The organism is Kribbella sp. NPDC003505 (genome assembly GCF_040610875.1).
GTDB lineage: Bacteria > Actinomycetota > Actinomycetes > Propionibacteriales > Kribbellaceae > Kribbella.
This window is the reverse complement of sequence record NZ_JBEXNA010000002.1, coordinates 246,333-260,975: the sequence shown is the minus strand read 5'-3', so window position 1 is coordinate 260,975 and position 14,643 is coordinate 246,333. Positions and strand designations below refer to the sequence as shown.

Below are 14,643 nucleotides of genomic sequence, written 5' to 3'. Positions count from 1 at the left end.
CCCGCGTTCGTATGCAACGGGGCCGGGTCAGGCCACCTGCGGCTCGTGCTCGGCGGCGATCCTGCGCAGCGGCGACGTCCAGGCGAAGACGACGCCGACGCAGCCGAACAGCCCCATCAGCACCATCCCGGTGCGCGCCCCGAACTCGGTGCCGAGCAGCCCGCCGACGACCGAGCCGAGCGTCCACCCGACGCCCCAGGAGAGCATCCGGCCCGCGGTGTTGACCCGGCCGAGCAGGTTCTCCGGCGTCACCTGCTGGCGGTACGACACCGCGTTCACGATCACCAGCACGTACGCCGAACCCCAGACGAGCAACGCCAGCGCGGCCACGATCCAGTGCGGCGACAACGGCGACAGCACGCCCAGCAGCGCCGACACCGGCAGCGCGTACAGGGTGATCGCGGCGGGTGACATCCGCTTGAGCAACTTCGGGAGGCTGAGCGCGGCGATCAGGCCGCCGATCCCCCACGTACCCCAGACCAGACCGAAGCGAAGTCCCGACGTACCGATGTGCAGGACGCGGTCGCACCAGACCACGATCAGGGCCATGAACCCGCCACCGGCGAAGGACTGGACGCTGCCGACGATCGTCATCGTGCGAACGCCGGCGTGCCGGACCAGGTAGCGCAGACCGTCGCCGATGTCGTTCAGGACGACCCGCGGCCGCAACGGCGGACGCCCGTCACGGGACTCGGACAGCGCCCGGACGATCCCGCGGACCGCGAACGCGGACGCCGCGAAACTGAGCGCGTCCAGCGTCAGCAGGCTGGCCGGATCGAGGACGGCGAGCAGCAGACCGGTCAGCGGGGGCACCAGCAACTCGATCAGGCTGGAGGCGGTCCAGACCGCGGAGTTCGCCTGGGCGACCCGGGCCCGGCCGACGAGCACGGGGAGCGCGCCGAAGTTCGCGCCGTCGAAGAACGTGTGCACGGCCTGGACCGCGAACGCGACGATCAGGACCTGGACGACGGTGAGCACACCGAGCAGATGCGCCAGCGGAACCGACCCCACCAGCGCCGCATTCACCGTGTCCGCGGTGACCATCACGCGCCGCCGGTTCCAGCGATCGGCCAGCGCACCGGCGAACAGACCGGTCAGCAGGTACGGCGCCGACTCCAGCGCGGTCACCACCGCGGTCAGAACCGTCGAGCCGCTCAGCCGGTACACCAGCACCGGCAGCGCGATCGCCGTCACCATCGACCCGGTCGTCGACAACGCCCGCGCCGACCAGTACCGCCGAAAGTCCGGGTCGTCCCGCAGCCGAGTCATGCCGGGAATCTTGCAACGTCAGGTGCGGTCGAGGTCAAGGCTCATCCACAGCAGTTCGTCCTTGACTTCGCGGTCGGCCCGGCGTACCGCGATCATCCGTGAACCACCACGAGCCGACCGTCCGGGTCGACGATCTCCAGCCCGTCCTCGGTGCGCGAACCGCCGACCCGCGCGTGTACGTCGTCCAGGTCCTCGGTCGTCACGAAATCGAGCCGTACGTCGAACTCCCCGCCGGACGGTCCGAACCGGGCGGCCCGCGGCACCCGGAGCGCGTCGAGGAAGCGCAGCCACGGCGCCTCGTCCGCCCCGGTCAGGTACGGCGTGACCGACCAGCGCTCGTCGGGTCTCGTGGTGTGCAGCTTGTAGCCGTACAGGTCGTCGTTGCGCTCGTCGACCCAGATCACCACGCCTTCCGGACCGCTGACCGACAGCACCCGCCCGTACGCCTCGTCGAACACCGTCGCGTCGACGAACCCGACCTGCTCCAGGCGGTCCTTCAACTCGCCGAGATCGTCGGCCTCGAACGACAGCCTCGTCTGCCCGGGCAGCCCGCCCGTCGAACTCGACGCCGCGTCGTGCAGCGCGACCATCCCGCGACCGGCCAGCATGTCGACCCAGCCGCCGCGTTCGGACTCGATCCGCGCCCGCAGCCCCAGCGTCTCCAGGAACGCCCGCATCCCCTGCACGTCCGTCGTGAACCGCAGCGGCCGGATCACCGTGGTGTTCATCCCCGGGCCTCCCCATGGTTGTCGAGGTACTCCGACAGCGCCTGCTCGACGAGCGCGGACAGACTCGCCGCGTCGTCGATCGCCTTGTGCTTCACCCGCCGCACCAGCTCCGGCGGCAGATACACGTTGAACTGCACCTTCTTGCCTGCATCATCCGCCATGGCTATATTGCTAGCATCCTAGATACCTACCAGTCAATCGAGGAGCCGACGATGACACTTCGCTTCGACCACGTGGGCCTGCTGACCGACAGTCGCGACAAGAACCAGGAGATCGCCGAGTTCTTCTCGGCCGTGCTCGGCCTGGAGATCTCCGGCGACGCCGCCGAGGGCTACGCCGAGGTGAAGGCCGGCGCGACGACCATCGCCCTGCACACCGGCGCGATGACCGACTTCACTCCGCACGGAGGCACCCTGCTGCACTTCACCAGCGACGACGTCCGGGCCGACATCGAAGAGATCCGCCGCCACGGCGGCACCGTCGTCCTCGAACCGACCGAGACCGATTGGGGCACCTCGGCGTACGTCCGCGGGCCTCACGGAATTCTTGTCGAGATCTACTCGAGCTAGGACCGCAGGTGTCCTAAGCGTTCGGCAGCATGGATGACATGAGAGAGAAGCTGCTGGAGCTCGAAGACCTGCTGTGGAAGGCGAACCGGGAAGGCGACGGGGAGTTCTACGAGAAGTACCTGCTGGACGACGCGGTGGCGGTGACCAAGTTCGGCATCATCGACAAGGCGACCGCGGTGCCGGAGATCCGGACCAACCACAACCCGTTCGTGGAGACCGACCGCAGCGACGAGCAGGTGATCGCGGTCGACGACCACACCGCGATCGTCACCTACCGCGTCGACGTCACGGCCCTGGTCGACGGCAACGAGGTGCACCTGCCGTCGTACGCGAGCACGGTCTGGACCGACGTCCACGGCGACTGGCGCGTCGCCTTCCACCAGCAGACGGCGCTCTGATGCCGACCGGCCTGACCAAGGACGCCGGCTGGAACGTCGGTGTCTCCAGAACGTTCCCGTGTCCCCTCGATGACGTCTGGGACGCCGTCGTCAGCCCCGAGGGTGTTGCGGTTTGGCTCGGCGCCGGAGCTCTGCTCGAGGACGGAGCGTCGTACGAGACCGACGACGGGACCGTCGGGGTGGTGCGCAGTCTGCGCGCGAACAACCGCGTGCGGTTGACGTGGCAGCCGGTGGACTGGTCGCACGACAGCACCGTGCAGGTCGCGGTGTCGAGCTCGGGCGGACGGACCGTACTGCGGTTTCACCAGGAGCGGCTGGCGTCAGCAGCGGAACGCGAACGCCAGCGGACTCACTGGTCGCAGGTGATGGACCTGATCGCGGAGACGCTAGACCGCGGTCAGTAGGGCGTCGTCGAGTTCTTTGAGGAGCTTGTGCTTGGGGCGGGCGCCGACGACGGACCAGATCATCTCGCCGCGGTGGAACAGGATCAGGGTCGGCAGCGCCATCACCCGGTAGCGGGCGGAGATCGCTGGGTTCTCGTCGGAGTTCAGTTTCACCACGGTCAGCTGATCGTTGCGTTCGGCGCCGATCTGGGCGAGGACCGGGGCGATCTGGTGGCAGGGCGGGCACCACTGCGCCCAGAAGTCCACCAGCACAGGCTTCTCGGACCGCAGCACCTCCTCGTCGAAGGTGGCTTCGTCAACACTGCGCAGGTCGCTCATGGGGTTCTCCAGTTCTCGGCGTCGGTCAGGAGGTCGGTCAGCCGGGACCGCAGATCGGTCAGCTCGGCGATCCGCCGGTCCACCTCCGCGATCCGCGTCCGGTACGCCGTCAGCGACGCCGGGCACACGTCCGCGCGGGCGTTGCCGGCCCGCAGGCACTCGATGAACGGGTACGTCTGCTCCGCGGTCAGCCCGAGGCTCAGCAACGCCTTCACCTCGCGCACCACGACCACGTCGTCCGCGTCGTACGACCGGTACCCGTTGGCCTCCCGCCGCGGCTTGAGCAGGCCCTGCGCCTCGTAGTACCGAACCGCCTTGACCGTCACACCGGCCTCGGCCGCCAGATCGCTGATCCGCATCCCGCCTCCTTCACCCCGACGCTAAACCTTGCCCCCAGGGTCAAGGTCAAGCCCAGTTTAGGAGGTGTGCGAACGGACCCACTCCCCCAGCACCTTCGCGCTGGCGTCCACGAGGGCCGGCCAGTCCAGCGCCGCCTCGTCGGCCGAGTCCGACACGTGCTTCACGACCCGGACCGGTACGCCGTACGCGCGGCACGCGTACACGACGCCGTACGCCTCCATGTCCACCAGATCAGCCCGCTCCGCCAGCCGTGCCCGTACGGCGGGATCCGTCACGAACACATCCCCTGATGCCAGCACCGTCCCGTCCCCACCGTCGACCTGCAGCTCTTCCTGCGGGTCCAGCCCGATCGCCCGGATCGCGTCGGCGTTGAGGTCGTGGTTGACGACCGTGCTCGGCAGGTACAACCCGGACAACCCGTCGCGCAGCGCACCCGTCGTACCGACGTTCAGCACCACCAGTCCGGTCGTGTCCCGCTCCGCCAACGCCCGGGCGGTAGCCACCGCAGCGGCCGTCTTGCCGACGCCCGTCGTGACGACGGGCAGATCCCCCGGGACGTAGCGAGCCTCGGCGCGGATGGCGCTGACGATCAGGTAACTGGTCACCCGCCGAAGCGTAGTCGGCGGGTGACCAGCTCTGCCTGGATCAGGGGAGGTTGACGTACGGCGCGAGGAAGGACCGTGCCGACGGGGTGTCGGTCCGGTAGACGACGTTCGTCGCATAGCACGGGGTGTCGCCGGTGATGGTGGTCGCGGCGAGGACAAGCTTGCCGTTGAGGCTGACGAAGTTCGGGCCACCCGAGTCGCCGTAGCAGGCACCGCCATTGCCCTGGGGCGCGGTCATGGCGAGCCGGACCCAGGTGTTGTTGAGCGCGTCGAAGTCCACTGCCGCCTTCATCCGCACACCGCCGCCCGGGTGCGTCTGACCGCCCGGTCCGTTGACGGCCTCCTGCGTGCCGTAGCCGACGACCAGCCAGGACGCGGCGTCGAGCGCGCGGCTGCCCAGCTCGTCCAGCTGCCCCGCGCCCGGCAGTGTCGCCGGCGTGAAGCTCCAGACGTCGGCGGGATCGGCCGCGCGATTCGCGAAGTCGATGACGCCGATGTCGTGCGCGTCAGCCGAATTCCCCGGGTACGCCGGATCCTGATGGGTGTCGCCCTGCACGGCGTGATGATTCGCGACGAATGAAGCCGCTGTTTGCGCGGGGGTCAGCCCCTGCGCCGTGGCGTTGTCCAGGAGCGTCTGCACGTCCTGGTCGAGCGACACGTAGAACGTGGTCCCGGCCGGCCAGTCGTCTGTGCAGTGCGCGGCCGTCAGATAGGTGTCCCGGTCGACCATCGTCCCGCTGCACACCCAGTCGAACCGGTCGGGTACGCCGTCACCGGTGTTGTCCCACAACGCCAGGAACGCCCCGACCTCGGTCCGTTCCGGCGCGGGCGCCGCGTTGTACGAGTTGATCGCCGCCGCCGGCACGGTCGACGCACACACCGCCGCGCCGATCGCCAGCACCGTCAGGATCGTCTTGCGCATGAAACCTCCCAGGGGCACGGACTGCGGGCACAGTACGCCCGCGCCTGCCCCTGGAGAAGTCCTGAACGTCCTACCGCTCCCACATCAATGGGAATCCTTCGGGCAGGGCGATCAGCTGACGGTGACGGTCGGCTCGGCGCCTTCCGCGGGCTCCATCTGCTCGGCGATGCGCATCGCCTCTTCGATGAGGGTCTCCACGATCGCCGACTCGGGGACGGTCTTGATGACCTCGCCCTTGACGAAGATCTGGCCCTTGCCGTTGCCGGACGCGACGCCGAGGTCGGCCTCGCGGGCCTCGCCCGGGCCGTTCACGACGCAGCCCATGACCGCGACCCGGAGCGGGACCTCCATGCCCTCGAGCCCGGCGGTGACCTGCTCGGCGAGCGTGTAGACGTCGACCTGGGCGCGGCCGCAGGACGGGCAGGAGACGATCTCGAGCTTGCGCTCGCGCAGGTTCAGCGACTGCAGGATCTGCAGGCCGACCTTGACCTCCTCGACCGGCGGCGCGGACAGCGAGACGCGGATCGTGTCCCCGATCCCCTTCGACAGCAGCGCGCCGAACGCGACCGACGACTTGATCGTGCCCTGGAACGCCGGGCCGGCCTCGGTGACCCCGAGGTGCAGCGGCCAGTCGCCGCGCTCGGCGAGCATCTCGTACGCCTGCACCATCACGACCGGGTCGTTGTGCTTGACCGAGATCTTGAAGTCGTGGAAGTCGTGCTCCTCGAACAGCGACGCCTCCCAGACGGCCGACTCGACGAGCGCCTCGGGCGTCGCCTTGCCGTACTTCTCCAGCAGCCGCTTGTCCAGCGAGCCCGCGTTCACGCCGATCCGCAGTGACGTCCCGTGGTCCTTCGCGGCCTGCGCGATCTCCTTGACCTGGTCGTCGAACCGGCGGATGTTGCCCGGGTTCACCCGGACCGCCGCGCAGCCGGCCTCGATCGCCGCGAACACGTAGTTCGGCTGGAAGTGGATGTCGGCGATCACCGGGATCTGCGAGTGCTTCGCGATCTCGGGCAACGCGTCGGCGTCCTCCTGCCGCGGGCAGGCGACCCGGACGATGTCGCAGCCGGCCGCGGTCAGCTCGGCGATCTGCTGCAGCGTCTTGTTGACGTCGTTGGTCGGCGTCGTCGTCATCGACTGCACCGAGACCGGCGCGTCGCCGCCGACCAGCACCTTGCCGACCTTGATCTGTCGGGTCTTGCGACGCGGTGCGAGGGTCGGGGGTGGCAAGGCAGGCATGCCGAGGTTGATGCTCATGTGTCCTTATCCGTTGAACAGCTTGATGGGGTTCACGATGTCGGCGATGACGAGCAGCACGCCCATCACCACGATCACGCTGGCCGCGACGTACGCGATCGGGAGCAGCTTGGCCACGTCGACGTACCCGGGGTCCGGGCGGCCGAACAGCCTGGCGAAGCCGCGCCGGATGCCTTCCCAGATCGCGCCGATCATGTGCCCGCCGTCCAGCGGCAGCAGCGGGATGAAGTTGAACAGGGCAAGGAACAGGTTCAGCGAGGCGAGCAGCATGATCAGGCTCGCGAACTTCGCGCCGACGTCGAGGTTGCTGGAGGCGATCTCGCCCGCGACCCGGCTCGCGCCGACGACGCTCATCGGGCTGTCCTGGTCGCGCTGACCGCCGACGATCGATTTCGCGACGCCCACCAGCTTCTCCGGGAACCGGCCGAGGGCCTGCACCGTGGCGACCGTGTAGGTGCCCATCTGGTCGAAGGCGTAGCCGACGCTCTGCCGCTCGAGCTTGTTCTCCGGCGAGACGCCGAGGAACCCGACCGAGACGTACTTGTCCGACCCCGGCTTGTCCAGGACCTGGTTGACGATCGTGCTGGTCTTCAGGGTCAGCTGCTGGCCGTTGCGCTCGACAACGATGGTGGCGGCCTTGTCGGTGTTCGCCCGGATCAGCGGGGTCAGCTGGTCCCAGCTGTCGATCGCGGTGCCGTTGAACGAGACGATCCGGTCGCCCACCTGGAATCCGGCCTGCTTGGCCGGCGACACCTTGTCCCCGTCCTGGCACTTGCGATCCGCGGAGGCCTGGTCGGCCGGGATCACGCAGTCGGTGACGGTGGAGATGGTGGTCTGCGGCACCCGGGCGCCGTACAGCGTGAAGAGACCGGTGAACAGCACGGCGGCGATCAGCACGTTGACCAGCGGCCCGGACGCCATCACGATCAGCTTCTTCCACCACACCTTCTGGTAGAACAGCCGGCCGTCGTCCTCGGGCGCGATCGTCTCGTACTCCGCGGAGCGCGCGTTCTCGACCATCGACTGGATCGGGCCGGTGTTGGCCTTGCGTACCCGTAGCGGCTGAGCCGGGTCCTGGCCCTTGGCGGGCGGCATCATGCCGATGATCCGGACGAATCCACCGGCCGGGATCGCCTTGATGCCGTACTCGGTCTCGCCGCGCTTGGTGGACCACAGGGTCCGCCCGAAGCCGACGAAGAACTGCGTGACCTTCATCCCGAACGCCTTCGCCGGGAGCATGTGGCCCAGCTCGTGCAGCGCCACGGAGACAAGCACCCCGACGACGAACAGCACGATGCCGAGGGTGGTGAGAAGCACACTCATGCCTGCTGGGTCTCCTGTACGCCGGTGATCTCACGGGCCCGGTTCCGGGCCCACGCGTCCGCCGCGAGCACGTCGTCGACAGACAGTTCCTCATACGAGGGTACGTCGTGTTCGGTCACCACCCGGGCCACCGTGTCGACGATCGCCGGGAAGGGCAGCCGGCCGTCCCGGAACGCCTGCACGCAGACCTCGTTCGCGGCGTTGAACACGGCCGGAGCGGTGCCGCCGCGGGTCCCGGCCTCGCGGGCCAGTGCCACCGACGGGAACTCTGCGTGATCGACCGGCTGGAAGGTCCAGGTGCCCGCCTCGGCCCAGCTCCACGGCGGCGACGCGTCCGGTATCCGGTCGGGCCAGCCGAGTGCGAGCGCGATCGGCACCGTCATCGTCGGTACGCCGACCTGCGCGATCGTGGCGCCGTCGGTGAACTCCACCATCGAGTGGATCGCCTGCTGCCGGTGGATCACCACGTCGATCCGGTCCATCGGGATCCCGAACAGCAGGTGCGCCTCGATCAGCTCCAGCCCCTTGTTGACCAGCGTGGCCGAGTTGATCGTGACGACCGGGCCCATCGCGAAGTTCGGGTGGTCGAGGGCCTCCGCCACCGAGACGTTCGCCAGCTCGGCGCGCGGCCGGCCGAGGAACGGGCCGCCGCTCGCGGTCAGCAGCAGCTTGCGGACCTCGTCCGGCGAGCCGCCGCGCAGGCACTGGGCGATCGCGCTGTGCTCGGAGTCGACCGGGACGATCTGCCCGGGTTTGGTCCGCCGGGTGACGATCGGCCCGCCGATCACCAGCGACTCCTTGTTCGCGAGCGCCAGCGTGTTCCCGGCGTCCAGGGCGGCCAGCGTCGCGTGCAGGCCGACCGATCCGGTGATGCCGTTGAGGACCACGTCACACGGCAGCGCCGCGAGCTCACTGGACGCGTCCGGCCCGGTGACGATCTTCGGGATCCGGAACTCGCCCTGCGCGTACCCCTTCCGCTGCGCCTCGGCGTAGAACGCGAGCTGCAGGTCCTGCGCGACCGTGGCCTTCGCCACCGCCACGACCTCGACACCGAACTCGAGCGCCTGCTCCGCGAGCAGCGCCACGTTGCCGCCGCCGGCGGACAGCGCGACCACGCGGAAGCGGTCGCGGTTGCGTCCGATCAGCTCGAGCGCCTGGGTACCGATCGAGCCGGTCGAGCCGAGGATGACGACGCTACGCGGGTTCACGGCGGCCATTGTTCCAGGTCAGGACAGCAGGATGCGGAACGGGAGCGCCCCGAGCCGGATCTCGTCGCCGTGCACGACCGGCGCCGTCTCGATCGGTACGCCGTTCACCTGGGTCCCGTTGGTGGAGCCCAGGTCGCGCAGCTCGTAGCCGGCCGCGTCGATCCGCAACAGCTCGGCGTGGTGCCGGCTGATCTCCTGGCGGTCCACGATCAGGTCACAGTCCGGCGCGCGGCCGATCCGGACCAAGTCGAGGAGCGGTACGACGTCGCCCTCTTGGCCCACCAGTGCGGGCTGTGGACCGGTCTCCAGCGCGGCTGCGATCTCCGCCACACCGGCGGTCCGGATCGACAGCGACACGATCAGGTCGTCGCCCTTCTCCACCAGCAGGTTGTGCTGAGCGCCGTACCCCTGCAGCAGGTCGCCGTACTCGTCGATGACGACGGCCGAGACGTGGTAGTACCCCGGCGGCAGCTGCGCATACGCCGCCGCGCCGAGTGATGTGGTCAGCACGACCGCGTCGTACTCGCGGTGGCTGACATCGGTGATGGTGATGAGGACCGGGTTGTTGGCGGCCAGATGCGCCTCGGCGCCGGTGTCGCCCGGGGTGAACTCGACCGTGATCATCGGAGCCGGGCGGATCTCGTCCAGCCCGACCAGGCGGCCCACCGCGGGGACGGTGCCCGCCGGGACCGACAGCGGTACGTACTGGCCGTGCGAGCGCACCAGCAGGTCGAGCTGCGGCCGCGCGCATCCGTTGCGGCGCGCGAGCAGGTACGCACTGACCATGCCCTTGCCGAAGATGAACGCCACATCTCCGACCACAGCGCGCACGAATCCACTGACCGGCTCCATCGGCACCCCCAGTGCTTCAGTATCCAGGAATCGCCACTCCGGTACGGCGATGCCCGGTGTGCCGCCGCCGTACCGTTGCCGCGTGACTTCTGTACTCATCATCGAGAACGACCGCGACAGTGGACCGGGCCGACTGCTCGACTGGCTCGACGAGCGCGGGATCACCCCGGCCGTCGTCCGGGCGTGGGACGGGGATCCCGTACCCGCGGGCGTCGACGGGTATGCGGCGCTGATCCTGCTCGGCGGCGGGATGCTGCCGGACGAGGACGAGCGCTCGCCCTGGCTGCCGGCGGAGCGTGCGCTGCTGCGCGCGGCTCACGGCCGGGTGCCGGTGCTCGGGATCTGTCTGGGAGCGCAACTGCTGGCCCACACGTTCGGCGGCGAGGTGCAGGGGAAGTACGGGCAGCCGGAGAAGGGTGTGACGGCGCTGACGGTGCTCCCGGCGGCCGAGGACGACGTACTGCTGGCCGGCCTCCCGTCGACGGTGCTGGCGGTCGAGAGCCATCAGGACCAGATCACCAGGCTTCCGGACGACGCCGTGCTGCTGATGTCCAGCGAGCGGTGCCAGAACCAGATGCTGCGCCTCGGGCAGAGCTGGGGCGTGCAGTTCCATCCGGAGGTGGAGGCAGACCGCGTACGGCGCTGGAACCCCGAGCGGCTGCGGTCACTCGGGTTCGACCCGGACGAGGTGGTCGCCGACGCGGAGCGCCACGCCGCCGAACTGGACAAGACCTGGTCGGCCGTCGTCGGTCGATTCCTGTCCCTCGTCGGCTGATGCGGCGCTACCTTATGGGACATGAGTCTGGAGCAGCCGCCGCCGAATCACCGGGCATCCGACAACGACCGTGAACGGGCCGCCGCTGTGGTCCAGGAGGCGCACTCCGACGGGCGGCTGGACTTCCAGGAGCTGGACGAGCGACTGACGCAGATCTACTCGGCCAAGACGCAACTCGAGCTCCGCAACGCGACCGCGGACCTGGTGCCGGTCGCCCACGGCAGTTCCCAGGAACTGACGCTGCGGGCACGGCACAGCGCGCAGAAGCGTGAGGGCGCGTGGGTCGTGCCGGAGCGGCTGACCGCGATCGCGGAACACTCGTCGGTGAAACTCGACTTCACCGAGGCGATCGTGCACTGGTCGGACATCCACGTCGACGCACAGGCCATCCACAGCTCGGTCGTGATGGTGATCCCCGAAGGCTGGAGCGTCGACATCGACCAGGTCGAGTCCAACCACAGCAGCGCGAAGAACAAGGCCGTCGCCCCGCGCCCCGGCGGCGTCCGCCTGCACGTCACCGGCAAGGCCCACCACGCCAGCGTCATCGTCCGCCACCCACGCAAACGCCACTGGTGGTGGCCCTGGTACCGCAAGTGAGCCGACGCACAGCCCTGCGGGGTTCGAGCGGCTAGCGTGAGCACATGGCTGCTTCGTTGGACTTGGTGGATGTCGACTCCCTGCTGACCTCCGAGGAGGTCGATGTCCGGGAGACCGCTCGGCGGTTCGCGGACGAGCGGTTGCGGCCTTCGTTGCCGGAGTGGTTCGAGACGGCGTCGATTCCGGCGCGGGAGCTGGCCAAGGAGCTCGGGTCGCTCGGGTTCCTCGGGATGCACCTGACCGGGTACGGGTGCGCCGGCCTCGGACCGGTCGCCTACGGGCTGGCGTGTCTGGAGATCGAGGCCGCCGACTCGGGAATGCGGTCGCTGGTGTCGGTGCAGGGCTCGCTGGCGATGTACGCGATCTGGAAGTACGGCAGCGACGAGCAGAAGAACGAGTGGCTCCCCCGGATGTCCGCGGGTGCGGCGATCGGCTGCTTCGGGCTGACCGAACCCGACTTCGGCTCGAACCCGGCCGGGATGCGCACGAACGCCCGCCGCGACGGGTCCGACTGGATCCTGAACGGCTCGAAGATGTGGATCACCAACGGATCGGTCGCCGACGTCGCGGTGGTCTGGGCGCGCACCGACGACGGCGTCCGCGGCTTCGTGGTCCCGACGGCGACGCCCGGCTTCTCCGCGCCGGAGATCAAGCAGAAGATGTCGCTGCGCGCCTCCGTCACGTCCGAGCTGGTCCTGGAGGACGTCCGGCTGCCGGAGTCCGCGATGTTGCCGGAGGCACGCGGTCTGTCCGGGCCGCTCGGCTGCCTGAACGAGGCCCGGTTCGGCATCATCTTCGGCGCGATGGGCGCGGCCCGGGACTGTCTGGAGACCGCGGTCGAGTACGCCGGTGAGCGGATCGTGTTCGACAAGCCGCTGACGGCGTACCAGCTGACGCAGGCGAAACTCGCCGACATGGCCGTCGAGCTGAACAAGGGCATCCTGCTCGCCGTGCACCTCGGCCGGCTGAAGGAGAAGGGCGCGCTGCGGCCCGAGCAGGTGTCGGTCGGCAAGCTGAACAACGTCCGCGAGGCGATCGCGATCGCCCGCGAGTGCCGCACGATCCTCGCCGCGAACGGGATCAGCGGCGAGTACCCGATCATGCGGCACGCCAACAACCTGGAGTCGGTCCTCACCTACGAGGGCACGTCCGAGGTCCACCAGCTGGTGATCGGCCAGGCGCTGACCGGCCAGTCCGCCTTCCGCTGACGCATACCGTTGCTTCCTTTTGGGCACAGGGAGTGAGATCGGTTACTCCGCGTTCGGAAGGAGCTGTTATGCGGATCGGGGCCGGAATCGCACTCGTCGTGATCGGCGCCGTCATCGCGTTCGCCGTCCGGGACACGTCCGAGACGTTCAACCTGACAGCGCTCGGCATCATCATCATGCTCGGCGGCGCGGCCGGGATCTGGCTGTCGTACCGCCTCGCCAACCGGCGTCCGCGCAGCGAGCCCGCGGTCATGGATCCGGACGTCGAACGGCAGTACCGCACCGATCCGCCGCGGCCCGTCGCCGACGACCCAATCGACGTGATGCCGACGCATCTACGGGATCAGAAGCGCCACTGAGCCCCGCTTCCAGCTAGGCTCCGCCCGTGAAGTCGCGGGTGGGGATCGTCGCCGCTGTCGTTGTCGCTGTCGTCGTGGGCGCTGCGGTCGTCGTACGGCAGGTGGACGGGCGTGACGACGCACCGACGGCCGGTGCGACGCTGGCAGTTCGCACGACACCTACGCCGTCTGTAGTTTCGTCACCCACGCCTTCGTCGCCCGCCCCTTCGTCGCCATCGCCTTCGCCGACTGTGTCCAGCCGGACGGCTACGGTCGACTCGACGAAGGCGATGCTGGCGGCGAAGCTGCGGATCGTCGCCCAGAACCCTCTGTACCGCGTCGGCCGGCTTCCCGCCTCACGCTGCCAGGAGCCCGCGATCCGCCCGACCTCGGTCGCCAACGTGCGCAGGTACTACGCCGGCTACATCCAGTGCCTCGACAAGGTCTGGAAGCCCGTCGTCGAGAAGGCCGGCTTCACCTTCGAGTCGCCGCGGCTGGACATCTTCACCGGCAAGACCCGCACCGCGTGCGACGTGCAGGACTCGGCGGCGTACTGCGGCAACGGCGTGATCTCGATGAACGCGACGTTCGACATCGACAACTACCGCAAGTACAACAAGCTCTGGGCTCGTACGACCATGGCGCATCTCGTCGCGCACGAGTACGGCCACCACATCCAGCACCTGGTCGGCATCAGCGACGCCTCCGCGACCCGTAGGGCGTACGCGAACGGCGTCGACGCCCCGCTGCTGGAAAGCCGGCGCATCGAACTCCAGGCGTCCTGTCTGAGCGGCGCCTACCTCGGCGCCGATCGGGGTTTCTTCCCGGTCAGCGGATCGTGGCGGCAGCGCTGGCTCTGGACCATCAGCCACCGCGGCGACGAGTGGGGCACGCAGCGCGACCACGGCAGCGCCAAGAACCACAGCCGGTGGACCCGTCGCGGCTTCGACGCGGGCTCCCCGGCGGCGTGCAACACCTTCACCGCGTCAGCGGCCAGTGTCGCCTAGACAGGGCCTACAACTTCTTCAGCAAGTACTCACACGGGTCGCTGTGCGTCCGGACGACAGTCCCGTCCGCGGCCTGCTCGGTCCAGCGGTCCACGACCCGCGGACCTGACCACGCCTCGTACCCGAGGCGCTCGTACAGCGCACGAGCCCTGTCGTTGTCGAGACCGACCGCGAGACCGATCGCCGACCGGTTCCACTCCCCCGCGGCGATCTCCTCGGCGGCGCGGATGATCGCCGTGCCGATGCCCTGCCGCCGCACGTACGCGTGCAGGGCGTTGATCTCGGCCGGATCCGCGTCGGCGTACACCTCGTCGTACTTCGACCGCCGCAGCAGCATCGTCTGCCCGACGATCTCGCCGTCGCGCCACGCGACCAGGTACACGCCCTCGCCGGACTGTTGGAGCACCCAACGAGCCCGGATGTGGTGCTGCGCGACCGGCTCGCCGTCCCGGGCCCCGATCATCCGGTCGATGTCGGCCTGCGTCGCGGGCTTGATCACCAC

The 14,643-nt window shown here is 69.1% G+C and carries 20 protein-coding genes; 8 read left to right on the top strand and 12 right to left on the bottom strand.

The window, feature by feature from the left end; all coding sequences use genetic code 11:
* Positions 1-27: 27 nt before the first annotated feature.
* From ABZX12_RS05670 to ABZX12_RS05660, 3 genes are all read right to left on the bottom strand, one after another.
* Complete coding sequence (locus tag ABZX12_RS05670) at positions 28-1,269, bottom strand: MFS transporter (protein ID WP_355690150.1); 1,242 nt, start codon at positions 1,267-1,269, stop codon at positions 28-30.
* Between the two features lie 92 nt (positions 1,270-1,361).
* Positions 1,362-1,997, bottom strand: a complete 636-nt coding sequence (locus tag ABZX12_RS05665; RefSeq protein ID WP_355690148.1) for a VOC family protein — start codon at positions 1,995-1,997, stop codon at positions 1,362-1,364.
* A complete protein-coding gene (locus ABZX12_RS05660; protein WP_355479860.1) occupies positions 1,994-2,158 on the bottom strand; it encodes a CopG family transcriptional regulator in 165 nt (54 codons plus the stop codon). Before ABZX12_RS05660 ends, ABZX12_RS05665 begins: the two co-directional genes overlap by 4 nt.
* Before the next feature lie 51 nt (positions 2,159-2,209).
* Here ABZX12_RS05660 and ABZX12_RS05655 point away from each other — a divergent pair, with 51 nt between their 5' ends.
* The 3 genes from ABZX12_RS05655 to ABZX12_RS05645 are packed head-to-tail and all read left to right on the top strand — an operon-like array spanning position 2,210 to position 3,368.
* On the top strand, positions 2,210-2,566 hold the full coding sequence (locus ABZX12_RS05655) for a VOC family protein (protein ID WP_355690146.1): 357 nt from the start codon (positions 2,210-2,212) through the stop codon (positions 2,564-2,566).
* A 38-nt stretch (positions 2,567-2,604) separates the two neighbouring features.
* Complete coding sequence (locus tag ABZX12_RS05650) at positions 2,605-2,964, top strand: nuclear transport factor 2 family protein (RefSeq protein ID WP_355690144.1); 360 nt, start codon at positions 2,605-2,607, stop codon at positions 2,962-2,964.
* A complete protein-coding gene (locus tag ABZX12_RS05645; RefSeq protein WP_355690142.1) occupies positions 2,964-3,368 on the top strand; it encodes an SRPBCC domain-containing protein in 405 nt (134 codons plus the stop codon). Before ABZX12_RS05650 ends, ABZX12_RS05645 begins: the two co-directional genes overlap by 1 nt.
* Here ABZX12_RS05645 and trxA read toward each other — a convergent pair.
* The 8 genes from trxA to ABZX12_RS05605 all read right to left on the bottom strand — a co-directional run bounded on the left by trxA (position 3,351) and on the right by ABZX12_RS05605 (position 10,315).
* A complete protein-coding gene (gene trxA, locus ABZX12_RS05640; protein ID WP_355690141.1) occupies positions 3,351-3,686 on the bottom strand; it encodes a thioredoxin in 336 nt (111 codons plus the stop codon). The two genes, ABZX12_RS05645 and trxA, sit on opposite strands and share 18 nt — an antisense overlap.
* Positions 3,683-4,045, bottom strand: a complete 363-nt coding sequence (locus ABZX12_RS05635; protein ID WP_355690139.1) for a MerR family transcriptional regulator — start codon at positions 4,043-4,045, stop codon at positions 3,683-3,685. Before ABZX12_RS05635 ends, trxA begins: the two co-directional genes overlap by 4 nt.
* Positions 4,046-4,102: 57 nt before the next feature.
* Positions 4,103-4,651 carry a nucleosidase gene (locus tag ABZX12_RS05630; RefSeq protein ID WP_355690137.1) on the bottom strand — a complete coding sequence of 183 codons (549 nt, stop codon included), beginning with the start codon at positions 4,649-4,651 and terminating at the stop codon, positions 4,103-4,105.
* A gap of 40 nt (positions 4,652-4,691) precedes the next feature.
* A complete protein-coding gene (locus tag ABZX12_RS05625; protein ID WP_355690135.1) occupies positions 4,692-5,573 on the bottom strand; it encodes a trypsin-like serine protease in 882 nt (293 codons plus the stop codon).
* Positions 5,574-5,684: 111 nt separating this feature from the next.
* Positions 5,685-6,833 (bottom strand): flavodoxin-dependent (E)-4-hydroxy-3-methylbut-2-enyl-diphosphate synthase, encoded by a 1,149-nt coding sequence (ispG, locus tag ABZX12_RS05620; protein ID WP_355690133.1) that lies wholly within the window; start codon positions 6,831-6,833, stop codon positions 5,685-5,687.
* 6 nt (positions 6,834-6,839) lie between these two features.
* The gene (locus ABZX12_RS05615; protein WP_355690131.1) at positions 6,840-8,156 is read right to left on the bottom strand and encodes a site-2 protease family protein; all 1,317 of its coding nucleotides are present in this window, start codon (positions 8,154-8,156) and stop codon (positions 6,840-6,842) included.
* Positions 8,153-9,373: a 1-deoxy-D-xylulose-5-phosphate reductoisomerase gene (gene dxr, locus ABZX12_RS05610; protein WP_355690129.1), complete on the bottom strand. Its 1,221-nt coding sequence runs from the start codon at positions 9,371-9,373 to the stop codon at positions 8,153-8,155. Before dxr ends, ABZX12_RS05615 begins: the two co-directional genes overlap by 4 nt.
* Positions 9,374-9,382: 9 nt before the next feature.
* On the bottom strand, positions 9,383-10,315 hold the full coding sequence (locus tag ABZX12_RS05605) for an FHA domain-containing protein (RefSeq protein WP_355690127.1): 933 nt from the start codon (positions 10,313-10,315) through the stop codon (positions 9,383-9,385).
* Between ABZX12_RS05605 and ABZX12_RS05600 the strand changes: the two genes are divergently transcribed.
* From ABZX12_RS05600 to ABZX12_RS05580, 5 genes are all read left to right on the top strand, one after another.
* Complete coding sequence (locus ABZX12_RS05600; RefSeq protein ID WP_355690125.1) at positions 10,299-10,991, top strand: type 1 glutamine amidotransferase; 693 nt, start codon at positions 10,299-10,301, stop codon at positions 10,989-10,991. The genes ABZX12_RS05605 and ABZX12_RS05600 overlap by 17 nt on opposite strands.
* Before the next feature lie 21 nt (positions 10,992-11,012).
* Positions 11,013-11,588: a DUF1707 domain-containing protein gene (locus ABZX12_RS05595; RefSeq protein WP_355690123.1), complete on the top strand. Its 576-nt coding sequence runs from the start codon at positions 11,013-11,015 to the stop codon at positions 11,586-11,588.
* A gap of 44 nt (positions 11,589-11,632) precedes the next feature.
* Positions 11,633-12,796 carry an acyl-CoA dehydrogenase family protein gene (locus ABZX12_RS05590; protein ID WP_355690121.1) on the top strand — a complete coding sequence of 388 codons (1,164 nt, stop codon included), beginning with the start codon at positions 11,633-11,635 and terminating at the stop codon, positions 12,794-12,796.
* 68 nt (positions 12,797-12,864) lie between these two features.
* Positions 12,865-13,155, top strand: coding sequence for a DUF6458 family protein (locus ABZX12_RS05585; protein WP_355690120.1), 291 nt, complete (start codon positions 12,865-12,867; stop codon positions 13,153-13,155).
* A 26-nt stretch (positions 13,156-13,181) separates the two neighbouring features.
* A complete protein-coding gene (locus ABZX12_RS05580) occupies positions 13,182-14,141 on the top strand; it encodes a neutral zinc metallopeptidase (protein ID WP_355690118.1) in 960 nt (319 codons plus the stop codon).
* 7 nt (positions 14,142-14,148) lie between these two features.
* Here the strand turns inward: ABZX12_RS05580 and ABZX12_RS05575 are convergent, their stop codons facing one another.
* Positions 14,149-14,640 (bottom strand): GNAT family N-acetyltransferase, encoded by a 492-nt coding sequence (locus ABZX12_RS05575; protein WP_355690116.1) that lies wholly within the window; start codon positions 14,638-14,640, stop codon positions 14,149-14,151.
* Positions 14,641-14,643 lie beyond the last annotated feature (3 nt).